The organism is Nonomuraea sp. NPDC048892 (genome assembly GCF_040649735.1).
Lineage (GTDB): Bacteria > Actinomycetota > Actinomycetes > Streptosporangiales > Streptosporangiaceae > Nonomuraea > Nonomuraea maheshkhaliensis.
On record NZ_JBEZFZ010000013.1, the window covers coordinates 241331 to 254180 of the forward strand.

Genomic DNA, 12850 nt, shown 5'->3' on the forward strand with positions numbered 1-12850 from the left:
CGCTCGTCCGGCGGGGTCAGAGGCGTGACAGCAGCTCGGTCTTCTTGGCCTGGAACTCCTCCTCCGACAGCACCCCGCTGTCGCGCAGCTCGCCCAGTCTGGCGATCAGCTCGGTCACCTCGCTCCAGTGGGGCGCCGCCGTGAGCGCCTCTGGCGGCCTGGGCGCCTCGTCCGCCTCAGGAGTCCCGGACTCATTTGAGGAGGAGAGAGCGGCCAGCACAGCGGCGGCGAAGGGCAACGACTGGTGTGTGGCGCCGTAGCCGAGCGAGAAGACGACGGAGGCCGGATCCTTGTTGGGATCGAGCGGCGTCCGCCGGCCGCGCGCCTTGAGCCGCAGCGACCCGCTGGCCCCCTCGGGGGCGTGCCACTCGACGCCCTCCAGCTCGGTCAGGTGGTAGCGCTGGTCGCCTGTGGCGTACTTGGCCGACGAGGCTCCCGACCAGAACCAGGTGAAGGTGACGATCTCGCCGTCGAAGGCCGCGGCGCCGTCCCACGCCTTGAAGGCCCGGGGCGTCGGAGGCGGGGCGACGAGGAAACGATCGGCAGGACCCCGGTCGGTGACGGCCGAGCGCAGCTCCTGCGCGTAGTAGTCGGCGAGCGTCTCCTTGTCCTCGGGCAGCACCAGCAGGTACGGGTCCTCGCGCTCCTTGAGCTGCCCGGCCGCGGCCGCCAGCACGGGATCGGCGCTCCACCTGGGGATCGCCCGCAGCGCCACGGTGCCGCGCTTGCCCCGCGTCAGCGTGACGTCGGAGATGGCCGCGTACGGCACGACGCGCTCGCCGAGTTCGGCCAGGAGTTTCGGAGCCTTGCCCGGCCCCGGAGTGATGGTCAGCGATTCAGGGCCGAAGGTCCAACTGCATCCCCGGCCGGCTAAGACGTCCTCCACCCTTTTCAGCTTAATGCTCTTGGGCGGACAGGCACGGCGAGAGGGCCCCTCGACGGAGGCCCGGCGCCGGACGCGGAAGGAAGGAGCCGTCTAGACCGTGGCGTGGCCGCGGACGAGCCGCCCCACCTCGGCCCGCAGGTGCACGAAGTCGGGGTGTTCGCGCGTCGTGATCTGGTCGCGCGGCCCGGGCAGGTCGACCTTCAGGTCGCCGACCACGTGCGCGGGCGCCTTGGACAGCACCACCACGCGGTCGCCCACGTAGACGCTTTCGTCGATGTCGTGCGTGATGAGCACGATCGTCATCTGATGGTGGCCGCGGACCTTGAGCACCAGGTCCTCCAGGTCCTCCCTGGTCTGCGCGTCCACCGAGCCGAACGGCTCGTCCATCAGCATCAGCGTCGGCCGGTAGGCCAGCGCCCTGGCGATCGCCACCCGCTGCTGCATGCCGCCCGACAGCTGGAACGGGTATTTGCGACCCGCTGCCTCCAGGCCCACCGACTCCAGAGCCTCCTGGGCGGCCTCGCGGCGCTGGCGCTTGTCCATGTTCTTGCGGCGCAGCGGCAGGGCCACGTTGTCGGCGACCGACATCCACGGGAACAGCGAGCGGCTGTAGTCCTGGAAGACGACGGCCAGGTTGTCGGGCGTCTGGCGCACCAGGTTGCCCTCGACCTTGACCTGGCCGCCCGTCGGCGTGATCAGACCGGCGATGGAGCGCAGCAGCGTCGACTTCCCGCATCCCGAGGGACCGACGATGCAGAGCAGTTCGCCCTCGGCGACGCTCAGGTTGAGCCCGTCGATGGCGTGGTGCTCGTTGGGGGTGCCGCCGCCGTACACATGGGAAAGGTTGTCTATCTCGAGCAATGGATGTCCTAGGGGCGAGACCGCGGACAGCGCGGTGACTCTTGAGGAGTCGCAACGACTCTAGCGGAGGGGGAAAAGCTGGACATGTCAGTCAGGTAAACCTATTCAGGGCGTGATCTTACTCTCGCACGTTTGGCATCGCCATGGGAGTGACAGCCTCATAGGCGCCCCCTATCCGACCAGCCGCTGGGCGGCGTGGTGCCAGGCGAGCACCCGGCGTTCGACGATCAGGAACAGCTCGTTGAGCAGATAGCCGATCACCCCGAGCAGCACGATTCCGGCCCACATGGCGGGCAGGTCGAAACTCTGGTAGGCGAAGGTGAGCTGGAAGCCGATCCCGTTCGTGGTGCCGGGCAGCAGCTCGGAGAAGACCATCACGATGAGCGAGAGCGACAGGGCCAGCCGCAGCCCGGCGAACATCTTGGGCAGCGCCGAGGGCAGGATCACCTGGAACAACCGCTCGGCCCGCGACAGCCGGAACGCCTGGCAGGTCTGCAGGTGTAGCGGCTCCACCGAGCGGGCCCCGTCGGCGGTGTTGAGCAGCACCGGCCAGACGATGCTGAACAGGATGAACGCCAGCTGCATGCGCAGCCCGAACCCGAACAGCACCAGGAAGACGGTCACCAGCGCGGGCGGCGGGATCGCGCGCAGGAACTGCAGCACGCCGTCGAGATAGTCGTAGACCCGCTCCGACAGTCCCACCGCCAGCCCGAGCACGACCCCGATCAGCGCGCCCCCGGCGAACCCGAGCGCCATCCGGCCCAGGCTGGGCAGGACATCCGCGACGGCCCCCTCGGTCAGGAACAACGTAGTGGGCGGCCCGGAGAACCACAGCTCGTACATCCGCGCCACGATCGTGCTGGGCGGGGGGAAGAACGGGTCGCCGGCCGCCCGCGTGCCCGCCTCCCAGACCGCGACGAGCCCGAGGAGGACCGGCAGCCGGAAGACGGCCGTCCGCATGCCCCTGCCCCTCATCCTCATTCCGGCGCTCCCAACTGCGCGTGGTGCCAGCGGAAGGCCCGCCGCTCGGCGGCCACCAGCAGCGCGTTGACCAGGACGCCGAACATTCCCACCCAGAACACCCCGGCCAGGATGTCGGCCATCCGCGCGGGCACGGCGATCCCGGCGAAGAAGATGAACACGCCGATGCCCTCGCCCCGCCCGGCCACGATCTCGGTGCTGACGGTCAGGATGAGCGCCACCCCGGCCGCCAGGCGGACGCCGGTGGCGATGAAGGGGGCCGCGGAGGGCAGCGACACGCGCAGCAGCACGGCCGGTGGGCCGAAGCCGTAGGCGCGCAGCGACTCCTTGGCCAGCGGGTCGACGCCGCGCAGGCCGTACATCGTGTTGTAGAGGATGGGCCAGAGCGAGGCGTAGACGACCAGTGCCACGCGGTGCTGCAGCCCCGTGCCGATGAGCAGGGCCACCAGCGGGATCAGCGCCACGGACGGGATCGGCCGCAGGAACTCCACGACCGAGCGGGTGGCGGCGTCGATGATCGGCACGCTGCCGAGCAGCAGGCCGAGCGGCACCGCGATCACGGCCGCGAGGCCGAGCCCGATGGCCCAGGCCAGCGCGCTGGTCAGGGCGTGCGCGTGGAACCGCGTGTCGAGGAGCAGCGTGGCCGCCCGGCCCAGGATCTCCGTGGCAGGCGGCAGGAACGCGGGATCGGCGATCCCGGTCCTGCTGAGCAGCTCGATGAGCGCGGCGAAGCCGAGAGCCCCGGTCGCCCGGCGCCGCCACCGGGTGGTGGCGGACGCCGGGCCGACGCGGGACAGGGTTTGAGCGCTCACCCCGACGTGGTGGGCGACATGAGGGACTTGACTTCGATCGGCTTGGTCAGCCACTTGGCTTCCAGCATCCAGTCGGCCACCCGCTGGAGGCGGACCGGGTTGTCGTTGCTGGAGAAGTAGGGGAAGGTCACGGTGGCGGCGGTGCCGGCGTCGATCTGGGTGAAGGTGGGCAGCACCTTGGCCACCACCTCACGGTTGTTCTCCATCAGCTTGGCCGCGTTGTGGATGGCCCGCTGGAAGGCGGCCGACACCTTCGGGTTGTCGTCGTACCAGTCCTGGGTGCTGACGTAGCCCGAGATGGGGAACTCGGCGGCCGGCCCCGAGGCGGGGTCGAGGATCTTGCGCGCGCCCATGCTGGACGTGGCCGCGGTGACCATCGGCTCGCCCAGGTAGGCGGCGTCGATCTGGCCGTCCTTCCACGACGGCATGATGTTCTGGAACGTCACCTGGACGTACTTGATGGTGGCCGGGTCGACGTTGTTGGCCTTGAGCACCTGGGTGAGTGCCAGCTCCTGGAAGTTGTGCAGGACGTTGACGTTGATCGTCTTGCCTTCCAGGTCCTTCGGCGTCTTGATGGGCGAGTTGGGCAGCGCCATGATGCTGAGCGAGTCGGGGGCTGCGCGAGAGCCCTCGGCCAGGATGCGCAGCTTCAGCGCGTTCTTGTCGTGGGCGGCGAACATCGACACGTAGTTCCCGAACATCGCGTCGATCTCGCCCTTGACCAGCATGGGGATCGCCTCAGGCGCGGCCTGGACGATCTGCGGGGTGACCTCCAGTCCCTCCTTCTCGAAGAGCCCCTGGTCGATGGCCACGTAGAGGGCGGCACTGTCGATGGCGGGCAGGGTTGCGATCTTGAGCTGGGTCTTCTCCAGGCCGCCGTTGGCGGGTGCCGACGGCGGGGCGCTGGCGGTGGATGCGCCGCCGGTGCTGCACGCCACGGCGCCGAGTGTCAAAGCGAACCCGATGATGGCGGCCCTGGCGGAACGGCCAAGCCTCATGTCAGGGACTCCCTTCAGATGGAGCCAGGGGGGGACCGGGTGGCTTCTGCTCCCGGGGGCTGTGTGCCTGACGCACAACAGGGATCGACGGTAGCACCAAATGTGTGGTCATTATCGTGAAGATAACACTTGTGGTTGCAATGTCTGTTTACCGCTATATCGTGAAAATTTGACGACCCGCAAGAATCCTGATGTTTGTCCGGTTTGGGATTGGAGGTAACCAGCGGGACATCGGGTGCCCGTGAGGCCCGTCATTCGATCTTTTCCGCGAGTCAGGCGGCGGCTCGTGGAACGATCTCCCATTGCCTGTTTCACCAGCTAGAACGTGCTGGTATGATTCCGCCGCTTTTTCCGGACATTTAGGGACGAACACCTCATCGGGGCATTAAGGGTGGTTGGCCCCGTTCGAGCCCTGTGCTCAAATGGCGCTTATCTCGATGTGCATATTGCCCCACGCGCAAGACCTGCAATAACCGGGAATTCCCTCACGGGCGAGAGGTAGCGAAGGCAGTGAGAACGCAGAGCGCTGAAGCTTCCGCTGACCGCGAGTCGCACGGCCATCAGAAGCGCAGGCTGTCCAAACCCACTTCCTCTTCAAAGAGGTTCGGATTGGGCAACTGGCACGTGCGGTCGCGCCTGATCGCGCTGATCGTCGTACCTACCGCCGTCGCCGTGGGCCTGGGCGGGCTGAACGTCGTCACCTCCCTCAGCGACGCCAACACGTACGAGACCCTCAGAGAGGTCGCCGAGCTGAGCCAGCAGCTCGGCGCGGTCACGCACGACCTCTCCTTCGAACGCGACGAGACCGCTCTCTACATCGCCCAGGGCCGGCCGGACAACCGCGAGGCCCAGCTCCGCACGACCTACAGCGGGGTGAACGGCCTCATCAATGAGGCCAAGCAGCGGGCGATCGCGCTCAGCGACACTCATGGCGAGGCCGTGCGGCCGGTGCTGCGCCGCCTGGAGGAGATCCCGACCCTGCGGGAGACCGCCGTCAACGGCAAGATCCAGCCGCTGCCGATGATCAGGAAATACTCCGAGATCATCGCGGCCCTGCTGCAGTTCCACGACCAGGTCGGCCAGGTGGCGGTGGACGACCAGGTCGCCGACAGCGCCAGCTCGATGGCCGCCATCGCCAGGGCCAAGGAACAGGCGTCCAAGCAGCGCGGCATCCTGGCCAGCGCGCTGGACAAGAAGGGCTTCGACAGCGGCGAGCTCGACGCGCTCACCGACGCCAAGTCGCGTGAGGAGAGCGAGGAGACGCTGTTCGCCACGCTGTCGAACCTCGACCAGCTTGAGCTCTACCGCAACACCGTCGTCGGCCGCGACGTCGACCAGACCGACCTGTTCAGGCTGCGCGCCATGGCTCAGTCGGCCGAGGGCAAGGAGCTGAGCATCGGCCTGCGGCCCGACCGGGACGTGGCCACCTGGTTCGAGGTCAGCACCGGCAAGATCGACGCGCTGCGCGCCGTGGAGAAGGAGCTGTCCTCCTCCGTCATCCTGCGCGCGCGTGGCCTGGTGGAGGGGGCCAACCGGTCGGCGATGATCTCCGGCGGGCTCATCCTGCTGCTGCTGATCGTGGTGATCGCGATCATCTCGCTCATCGCCCGCTCGCTCATCAGGCCGCTGCGCAGGCTGCGCAGGGAGGCACTCGACATCGCCGGGCAGCGACTGCCGGAGACCGTCCAGGGCCTGCGCGACAGCGGTGACGGCACGGTCGGCCCCGTGCTGCCGATCGGCGTGGACACGCACGACGAGATCGGCGAGGTGGCGCGGGCGTTCGACGAGGTGCACCGTGAGGCGGTGCGGCTGGCGGGCGAGGAGGCCCGGCTGCGCAGCAACGTCAACGCGATGTTCGTGAACCTGTCGCGCCGCAGTCAGACGCTGGTGGAGCGGCAGATCACCCTGATCGACGGTCTGGAGCAGGGCGAGCAGGACGAGAATCGGCTGGGCAACCTGTTCAAGCTGGATCACCTGGCCACCCGTATGCGGCGTAACAGCGAGAACCTGCTGGTCCTCGCCGGCCAGGACCCGCCGCGCCGCTGGAGCCAGCCGGTGAAGCTGGTCGACGTGGCCCGCGCGTCGCTGTCGGAGGTGGAGAACTACGAGCGCGTGGTGCTCCAGGTCCCCGACGGCGTGTCGGTCGCCGGGCAGGCGGTCAACGACGTCATCCACCTGCTGGCCGAGCTGGTGGAGAACGCGCTGTCGTTCTCGCCGCGCGAGACCAGGGTCACCGTCTCCGGCAGCCGGATCGACGGTGGCGGCGTGATGCTGTCGATCACCGACTCCGGTATCGGCATGACCCAGGAGGAGCTGGTCCAGGCCAACGAGCGGCTGACGGACGCGCCGAGCGTGGACGTGTCGGTGTCGCGCCGGATGGGCCTGTTCGTGGTCGCCAGGCTGGCGCACCGCCACGGCATCCGGGTGCAGCTGCGCCCGCACGCCTCGGGCGGCCTGACCGCGATGGTGCTGATCCCCGAGAACATGCTCGGCTCCCAGGCGCCCAACTTCGCCGGCATGCCGTCCTTCTCCGGCAACCAGCCGCCCCAGTTCTCCGGCAACCAGCCGACGGCCTTCGCCGGCGCGGGGAGCGGCGGGCCGGCCGGCCCCGGAGCACCTGGCGGCGAGCCCTACTCGGGGCCGCATCCCGCGCCACCGGCCACCGACTGGCCGCAACCGACGTTCCAGATGGGGCCGGGACACCCGTCCTTCCCGTCCAACCCGGACGGCGGCGGCAGCGGCGGCAACTGGGGGGCGCCGCCCTGGCAGCCCGACCCCTCGGCCTGGCCCCAGGAACCGCGCGGCAGCGCCCCCGACGGCGGCGACATCTGGACGCCGCCCCGCGGCTCCACCTGGAACGGCGACCGGGGCCTGCCCAAACGACCCGTTCCTGAAGCGCCCCCTGGTGGCTGGAACCAGGACACCAATCCGTCGCAGCGGCCGGGGTTCGACTTCCCCCCGTCCGACTCCGGCGTCACAGGCCCCATGCCGGCGGCACCGCCCGCGTCCGCCGGCGACGACTACCTGCCGATCTTCGCCGCCGTCGAGTCCGCCTGGTTCGGGCGCGACACGAACGGCGCGAGCTGGGGTTCCTCGAAGGCGGACGCGGGCTGGAGCGCGGCGGAGGCGGTAGTGGAGCCGGTACGAGACGGATCGACGGCGGCGGGCCTGCCCAAACGGGTGCCCAAGGCCAACCTGGTCCCGGGATCGGCGGACACGGGGGCCTCACCCAAGGGCGTGACACCGATGCCGTCGGTGTCACCGGATCGGATCCGCAACCGGCTATCCAGCTTCCAGCAAGGCTTCAGGGCGGCACGCGATGACATCACCGACGGCAAAGCGTTCCCCTCTGGCCCGAAGAACAACGAAAGGGAGGAGGGCCTATGAACGACCTCAGCCACGCGGCGCGCGGTGTCGACTGGCTGATCACGGACTTCGTCAGCACGGTGCCGGGGGTCGCGCACGCGGTGGTGGTGTCGTCCGATGGTCTGCCGTTGGCGGCGTCGGCGGGTTTTCCGGCTGATCGTGCCGATCAGCTGGCCGCCATCGCGTCGGGATTGGTGTCTTTGACGCAGGGTGCGGCGCGGGTGTTCGAGGGTGGTGCGGTCAATCAGACGATCGTGGAGATGCAGCGCGGGCTGATGCTGATCATGTCGATCAGTGACGGCTCGTGTCTGGCGGTGCTGGCGGCTCCGGACTGCGACATGGGTCTGGTCGCGTACCAGATGACGCTGATGGTCGATCGTGCCGGTCAGGTGCTGACTCCGGCTGTGCGTGCCGAACTGCGTGCCAGTCAGACCAGGTGATGTAGGTGTCAGACCCCCGATGGAACAGCAGCGGTTGGGCCCCTCCGCCTCAACCCCAGTCCCAGCCGCAGCTGAATCACGACCCCGCATCGCCCGTCCGTCCCTACGCGGTGACAGGTGGACGGACGGCGCCGCGGGTCAAACTGGCGATGGAGGCCCTGGTGTCCTCGGCGACGGCCGAGCACCGGGAGTTCTCGCACATCACGCCGGAGTACCAGGCGATCAGTCAGCTGTGCCGGCAGGTCCGGTCCGTGGCCGAGGTGTCGGCCCTGCTGCGGATCCCGCTCGGGGTGGTGCGGGTGCTGATCGCTGACATGGCCGCCGAGGGTCTGGTGCGCGTGCATCAGCCGCAACTGGACGCCGGCCGGCCGGACGTAAATCTGCTCGAAAGGGTGCTAAGTGGACTTCGCAGGCTCTAGCCCCGGGCTCACCTCGACCAAGATCGTGGTGGCGGGAGGTTTCGGGGTGGGCAAGACGACGTTCGTCGGCGCGGTGTCGGAGATCATGCCGTTGACCACGGAGGCCGTCATGACCGATGCCTCCGCCGGGATCGACGATCTGGGCATGACGCCGCTGAAGTCGACCACGACCGTCGCCATGGACTTCGGCCGGGTCTCCCTGGATCGTGACCTGATCCTCTACCTGTTCGGCACGCCCGGGCAGCACCGGTTCTGGTTCATGTGGGACGACCTGGTGCGGGGCGCCATCGGCGCGGTCGTGCTGGTCGACACGCGCCGGCTCGCCGACAGTTTTCCCGCGATCGACTATTTCGAAGAGGCGCAGCTCCCGTTCGTGGTGGGCGTGAACGGATGGGACGGCCAATACCCCCACAGTGACAGCGAGGTGCGCGACGCCCTGACGCTGGCGCCGCACATTCCCTTGGTCCGGCTCGACGCCCGCTCCAAGGACTCGGTCAAGAGCGCTCTGATCAACCTGGTCGAGCACGCTCTCACGGTCAGGATGGCCGTGCCGGGCTGGGGCGGCTGACCCCACCGAGCCCGGCTCCACCGGGCCTGGCTCGCGCGGCCGTCCTGCCGTGCCGTACTAGGGCCGGGCCTTTCGAGCGCGCCCGCCCCCGAGGCCCATCCGGCTGCCCGTCAGCCGCACCCACGTCTTCCGCAGCCTTCCTTGCGACTTCCCTGGCGTTGCCGCGCCCCGCCTCTTCCGAATCGGCGGGGCGAATGGGGTGCTTGTGGCGATTGTCCGCCTTTCGTGGCAGGCTCAGCTTCGAGCTCATCTGATCATCGGTCCACCCCCCGACGCCCGGCGTCCGCAAGCTGACTGTGGAGGAAATCTGATGAACGCCAAGGAGTACATGGCTGGCCTGTTCGACCGCGCGGCCGGCACGTACGAGCGCGTCGGCGTGTCCTTCTTCGCGCCCGTCGCCGCCGAGCTCGTCCGGCGCGCCGCCCCAGGACCAGGGGACCACGTCCTCGACGCCGGCTGCGGAACCGGCGCCTCGCTCGTGCCGGCCGCGCACGCGGTCGGTCCCACCGGCCGGGTCGTCGGGCTGGACCTCGCGCCCGGGATGGTGGCGGCCGCCACCGCCGAGGTCGAGCGCCAGGGCCTGCGCCAGGCGACCGTGCTGCTCGGTGACGCGGAGCAGGCCGAGGAGCTGCTGCCGGGGGAGCGGTTCGACGTCGTGCTGGCCGGGATGATGCTGTACTTCCTGCCCGACCCGCTCGCCGCCGTGCGGTCCATGGCCGGGCTGCTGAAGCCGGGCGGGCGGCTGGCGGCCAGCCTGCTGGTCCGGTCGAGCCCGGCCGAGGCCGAGCTGCTCGGGCTGGTGGCGCGGGCGCTTGAGCCGTACACGACGGGAGCGGGCAGCGCCCCGTTCACCCACAAGCTGGGCGGGCCCGAGGAGATGATCGAGCTGTTCGAGGCGGGCGGCCTGCGCGACGCCTCCTGCGCGGACGTGGTGTTCGAGGTGCCCATCCAGGCCGGGCAGGTGTGGGACTGGCTCTGGTCGGCCGCTCGCAGGGCCGCGCTGGAGAGCATCCCGGAGTCGTCGCGCGCCGAGGCGAGAGCCGCCTTGGAGGCGTCGCTGCCCCAGGACGGCTTTCTCCTGGAACGCACCGTGCGCTACGCCACGGGACGCCTGTGAGCGAGGCGCCTGTCCTGGGGGTTCCTCCAGGGCAGGCGCCCGGTAAGAGAGACGTCTGTGAGAAGAGACGTCGGTGAGAAGAGACGGAGAACATGAGCACGACCGCGAACACCGACCCCTTGCTCGACGCGGTGCGCGGCGGTGTGAGGATCTACGACCTGGGCAGGCCGCTCTTCGCCGGCATGCCCCAGTCGCCCAACCACCCCGCCTACACCCACACGCTCCCGCGCCGGCACGGCGACAAGGTGCGTCCCGACGGGGGGTCGGCCGCCAACGACCTGATCTTCATGGGCACTCACGTCGGCACCCACATCGACGCGCTGGCGCACGTGTCCCAGGACGGCAGGTTGCACGGCGGGGCCGACGCGGCGGAAGCGTGCGTCGGGGGCCGCTACCCCGAGCACGGCGTGCACACGATCGCGCCGATCGTCCGCCGCGGCGTGCTGCTGGACGTGCCGGCCGCGCTCGGGCTGGAGTCCTGCGCGCCGGGATACGAGATCACCCCGGCCGATCTCGACGAGACCGTACGCCGCCAGGGCGTCGAACCCGCACCCGGAGACGTCGTCCTGGTCCGCAGCGGATGGGGACGCCACTTCACCGACCCCGACCGTGAGGTCTACATCGGCGCGAAGTCGGGCGTGCCCGGCGTGGGCGAGGCGGGAGCCCGCTGGCTGACCGCCAGGTCCCCGCACGCGGTGGGCGCCGACACCATCGCGTTCGAGCGCCTGGCCCCGGGGGAGGGGCACAGCGTGCTGCCCGCGCACCGGGTGCTGCTGGTGGAGTCCGGCGTCTACATCGTCGAGGCCATGGACCTGGACGGGCTGGCCCGCGACGGCGTGCACGAGTTCACGTTCGTCCTGTCGCCGCTGGCCTTCCTGGGCGCGACCGGCTCGCCGGTGCGCCCGCTGGCGCTGGTGGCGGGCGCACCGGCGAGCCAGGAGGCGTTCCGTGGCTGAGCCGACCCTGGGCCGGCTGCTGGCGGAGTTCGCGGCCGGCACCACCTACGACACGCTGCCGGAGGCGGTCGCCGACAGCGTGCGCAAGCGGGTGCTCGACGTGATCGGGCTCTGCGTGGCCGCGCACCGGCTGCCGACCAGCGCCGCCATCGTCTCCTATGTCCGCGACCAGGGCGGCGCCCCGCAGGCGCACGTCGTGGGCGGCGGTGCGAAGGTGCCCGCCGCGCTGGCCGCGCTCGCCAACGGCGTGCTCGCGCACTCGCTCGACTACGACGACACCCATCTGCCCTCCGTGCTGCACCCCAGCGCCCCCGTCATCCCGGCCGCGCTGGCCGCCGCCGAGCTGGCCGCCGCCTCGGGCCGGGACACGATCCGCGCCATCGCGGTGGGTCTGGAGGTCTGCGTCCGCCTCGGCATGGCCGGATACGACCCCGAAGTCGGCAATTCGACCTTCTTCGAGCACGGCCAGCACGCCACCTCCATCTGCGGCACCATGGGCGGCGCCGTCGCGGCGGCACTGCTGCTCGGCCTGCCGGCCGAAGGCGTGCTCGACTCGCTCGGCCTGGCCGCCTCCACCGCCTCGGGCATCATCGAGGGCAACAGGACCGGCGGCACGGTCAAGCGGCTGCACTGCGGATGGGCCGCGCACGCGGCGGTGACCTCGGCCGACCTGGTCCGGCGCGGCTTCACCGGCCCTCCGACCGTGATCGAGGGACGTTTCGGCTTCTTCGAGGCGTTCCTGCACGGCCACTACGAGGCCGGCGAGATCACCAGAGGTCTCGGCTCGGAGTGGGCCGTCCCCGGCATCTTCTTCAAGCCCTACCCGGCCAACCACTTCACCCATGCCGCCATCGACGCGGCGATGGGCCTGCGCGCGCAGGGGCTCGACCCGCACCGGGTGGAGAGCCTGACGCTGGGCGTCCCCGCACCCGTGATCAGGACCATCGGGCAACCGATCGAGGCCAAGCGCACCCCGGAGACGGGTTACCAGGCGCAGTTCAGCGGCCCGTACGCGGTGGCGGCCGGGCTGCTCGGCGGCGGCGGGCTCGGCCTGGGCCTGGCCGACTTCACCGACGAGCTGGCCAGGGACCCGCTGCGGCGCGAGCTCATGGCCAAGGTGGACGTGGTGCCGGACGAGCGCGCGACGGAGATCTTCCCGCACCAGTTCCCCGCCGTGCTGCGTGCCCGTGACGCCGACGGCCGCGAGTGGCGGCAGGAGGTGCTGGCCAACCGCGGCGGCCCTGATCGGCCGCTGTCGGCGGAGGAGCTGGCGCTGAAGTTCCGCGACAACGCCGCCGGCCGGCTCTCCGCCGCCACCGCCGACGCTGTGGCCGGGCTCGCGGGCCGCCTGGAGCAGGCCGATGACGTGGGTGAGCTGCTCCGGCTGGTGGCCGCGTTCGACCCGGATTCGGACTCGGACTCGGGCCCGGACCTGGAGCCGTGAGC

At 70.2% G+C, this 12850-nt stretch carries 12 protein-coding genes; 7 read left to right on the forward strand and 5 right to left on the reverse strand.

What is annotated here, in order from left to right:
* Window positions 1-16: 16 nt before the first annotated feature.
* The 5 genes from AB0C28_RS35205 to AB0C28_RS35225 form a co-directional block, all read right to left on the reverse strand.
* Window positions 17-886 (reverse strand): DUF4429 domain-containing protein, encoded by an 870-nt coding sequence (locus tag AB0C28_RS35205; protein ID WP_358080080.1) that lies wholly within the window; start codon window positions 884-886, stop codon window positions 17-19.
* A 90-nt stretch (window positions 887-976) separates the two neighbouring features.
* Window positions 977-1747, reverse strand: coding sequence for an ABC transporter ATP-binding protein (locus AB0C28_RS35210; RefSeq protein ID WP_357857851.1), 771 nt, complete (start codon window positions 1745-1747; stop codon window positions 977-979).
* Between the two features lie 171 nt (window positions 1748-1918).
* Complete coding sequence (locus AB0C28_RS35215) at window positions 1919-2707, reverse strand: ABC transporter permease (RefSeq protein WP_357857854.1); 789 nt, start codon at window positions 2705-2707, stop codon at window positions 1919-1921.
* A gap of 17 nt (window positions 2708-2724) precedes the next feature.
* Window positions 2725-3540, reverse strand: a complete 816-nt coding sequence (locus tag AB0C28_RS35220; RefSeq protein ID WP_357857857.1) for an ABC transporter permease — start codon at window positions 3538-3540, stop codon at window positions 2725-2727.
* Complete coding sequence (locus AB0C28_RS35225) at window positions 3537-4538, reverse strand: ABC transporter substrate-binding protein (protein WP_346104700.1); 1002 nt, start codon at window positions 4536-4538, stop codon at window positions 3537-3539. The genes AB0C28_RS35220 and AB0C28_RS35225 overlap by 4 nt, the downstream gene beginning before the upstream one ends.
* Before the next feature lie 609 nt (window positions 4539-5147).
* Between AB0C28_RS35225 and AB0C28_RS35230 the strand changes: the two genes are divergently transcribed.
* The 7 genes from AB0C28_RS35230 (at window position 5148) to AB0C28_RS35260 (ending at window position 12848) form a co-directional block, all read left to right on the forward strand.
* Window positions 5148-7925: a nitrate- and nitrite sensing domain-containing protein gene (locus AB0C28_RS35230; protein WP_357857860.1), complete on the forward strand. Its 2778-nt coding sequence runs from the start codon at window positions 5148-5150 to the stop codon at window positions 7923-7925.
* Window positions 7922-8344, forward strand: coding sequence for a roadblock/LC7 domain-containing protein (locus AB0C28_RS35235; RefSeq protein WP_080042345.1), 423 nt, complete (start codon window positions 7922-7924; stop codon window positions 8342-8344). Before AB0C28_RS35230 ends, AB0C28_RS35235 begins: the two co-directional genes overlap by 4 nt.
* 71 nt (window positions 8345-8415) lie before the next feature.
* A complete protein-coding gene (locus AB0C28_RS35240; RefSeq protein ID WP_346104825.1) occupies window positions 8416-8763 on the forward strand; it encodes a DUF742 domain-containing protein in 348 nt (115 codons plus the stop codon).
* Window positions 8744-9331, forward strand: a complete 588-nt coding sequence (locus tag AB0C28_RS35245) for an ATP/GTP-binding protein (protein WP_346104696.1) — start codon at window positions 8744-8746, stop codon at window positions 9329-9331. The genes AB0C28_RS35240 and AB0C28_RS35245 overlap by 20 nt, the downstream gene beginning before the upstream one ends.
* A 310-nt stretch (window positions 9332-9641) precedes the next feature.
* Window positions 9642-10448, forward strand: coding sequence for a class I SAM-dependent methyltransferase (locus AB0C28_RS35250; RefSeq protein ID WP_358080081.1), 807 nt, complete (start codon window positions 9642-9644; stop codon window positions 10446-10448).
* A 92-nt stretch (window positions 10449-10540) separates the two neighbouring features.
* On the forward strand, window positions 10541-11404 hold the full coding sequence (locus AB0C28_RS35255) for a cyclase family protein (RefSeq protein ID WP_358080082.1): 864 nt from the start codon (window positions 10541-10543) through the stop codon (window positions 11402-11404).
* Window positions 11397-12848: an MmgE/PrpD family protein gene (locus AB0C28_RS35260; RefSeq protein WP_358080083.1), complete on the forward strand. Its 1452-nt coding sequence runs from the start codon at window positions 11397-11399 to the stop codon at window positions 12846-12848. The genes AB0C28_RS35255 and AB0C28_RS35260 overlap by 8 nt, the downstream gene beginning before the upstream one ends.
* The last annotated feature ends 2 nt before the right edge of the window (window positions 12849-12850 follow it).

Bases quoted from the DNA above. Each gene is read 5' to 3' on its own strand.
- AB0C28_RS35235 (WP_080042345.1), top strand. From the start codon at position 7,922: ATGAACGACCTCAGCCACGCGGCGCGCGGTGTCGACTGGCTGATCACG.
- AB0C28_RS35215 (WP_357857854.1), bottom strand. From the start codon at position 2,707: ATGCGGACGGCCGTCTTCCGGCTGCCGGTCCTCCTCGGGCTCGTCGCG.
- AB0C28_RS35225 (WP_346104700.1), bottom strand. From the start codon at position 4,538: ATGAGGCTTGGCCGTTCCGCCAGGGCCGCCATCATCGGGTTCGCTTTG.
- AB0C28_RS35250 (WP_358080081.1), top strand. From the start codon at position 9,642: ATGAACGCCAAGGAGTACATGGCTGGCCTGTTCGACCGCGCGGCCGGC.
- AB0C28_RS35255 (WP_358080082.1), top strand. From the start codon at position 10,541: ATGAGCACGACCGCGAACACCGACCCCTTGCTCGACGCGGTGCGCGGC.